Below are 1,534 nucleotides of genomic sequence, written 5' to 3' on the forward strand. Positions count from 1 at the left end.
TGGTGAGGGGCAGGTGGTGGTGGCGGATGTGCGGTGGGATCGGTTTGTGCCGTCGTTCACGGCGTTGCGTCCGTCGCGTCTGTTCACCGACATCCCCGAGGCACAGGCGGCGATCGAGGCGGCGTCCCGAGCCGAGACCGGCCCCACCGACCGGGCCTCCGCACTGCGCGAGCGGCTCGCGGCCCTGACGCCGCCGGAGGTCGAGGCGTCCCTCCTGGACCTCGTACGCTCCCAGGTCGCCACGGTGCTCGGCCACGCCACCGTGGAGGCGGTGCGGCCGGACCGGGCGTTCCAGCGTCTCGGCTTCGACTCGCTCACCGCCGTCGAGCTGCGCAACCGGCTGACCGCCGAGACGGGCCTCGCGTTGCCCTCCACCCTCGTCTTCGACCACCCGACGCCGGCCGCCCTGGTCGCCTTCATCCGGGAGACCGTGCTCGGAGCATCGGGCGACGCGCCGGCCGACCGCAGGGTCGCCACCGTCGACGACGACCCGATCGTGATCGTCGGCATGGGCTGCCGCCTCCCGGGTGGCGTCGCGTCCCCGGAAGAACTGTGGCAACTGCTCGCCACGGGACGCGACGGCATCTCCGAGTTCCCCCTCGACCGGGGCTGGGACAGCTTCCTCAGCAGCGGCCTGTCCGACACGTCCTTCGCCCGCAGGGGCGGCTTCGTCTACGACGCCGGCGAGTTCGACGCCGAGTTCTTCGGCATCTCGCCGCGGGAGGCGCTCGCCATGGACCCGCAGCAGCGGCTGCTGCTGGAGACCTCGTGGGAGGCCGTCGAGTCGGCGGGCATCGACCCGACCACCCTGCGGGGCGGCGCGGTCGGCGTCTTCGCCGGGGCCAGCTTCCAGGGGTACGCCAGCGGGTCGGTCGGTCGGGCCCAGGAGGTCGGCGGCCACCTGCTCACCGGCAACGCGACAAGCGTGTTGTCGGGCCGGGTGGCGTACTCGTTCGGTTTCGAGGGCCCGGCCGTGACTGTGGACACGGCGTGTTCGTCGTCGCTGGTGGCGTTGCACCTGGCGGCGCAGGCGCTGCGGTCCGGCGAGTGCGACCTCGCCCTGGCCGGCGGCGTCACCGTGATGGCCTCACCGGGCACGTTCGCCGAGTTCTCGATCCAGGGCGGCCTGTCCGCCGACGGCCGCTGCAAGTCGTTCTCGGATGCCGCGGACGGCACGGGCTGGTCCGAGGGCGTCGGCGTGCTGCTGGTGCAGCGGCTGTCGGACGCGCGGCGCGACGGGCGCCGGGTGTTGGCGGTGGTGCGGGGCACGGCGGTGAACCAGGACGGTGCGTCGAATGGTTTGACGGCGCCGAACGGCCCCTCCCAGCAGCGGGTGATCCGGCAGGCTCTGGCGTTTGCGGGTTTGTCGGCGGCTGATGTGGATGTGGTGGAGGCGCACGGTACGGGTACGTCGTTGGGTGATCCGATTGAGGCGCAGGCGTTGTTGGCGACGTATGGGCAGGGTCGGGATGTGCCGTTGTTGCTGGGGTCGGTGAAGTCGAACATCGGTCATACGCAGGCGGCTGCGGGGGTG

The 1,534-nt window shown here is 72.2% G+C and carries 1 pseudogene; it reads left to right on the forward strand.

The features are described from left to right. Positions 1-13: 13 nt before the first annotated feature. A pseudogene (locus IF06_RS0131680) lies at positions 14-1,534 on the forward strand (beta-ketoacyl synthase N-terminal-like domain-containing protein); the annotation flags it as partial.

This window comes from Micromonospora globosa (assembly GCF_000717585.1).
In the GTDB taxonomy this organism is placed as follows: Bacteria; Actinomycetota; Actinomycetes; order Mycobacteriales; family Micromonosporaceae; genus Micromonospora; species Micromonospora aurantiaca.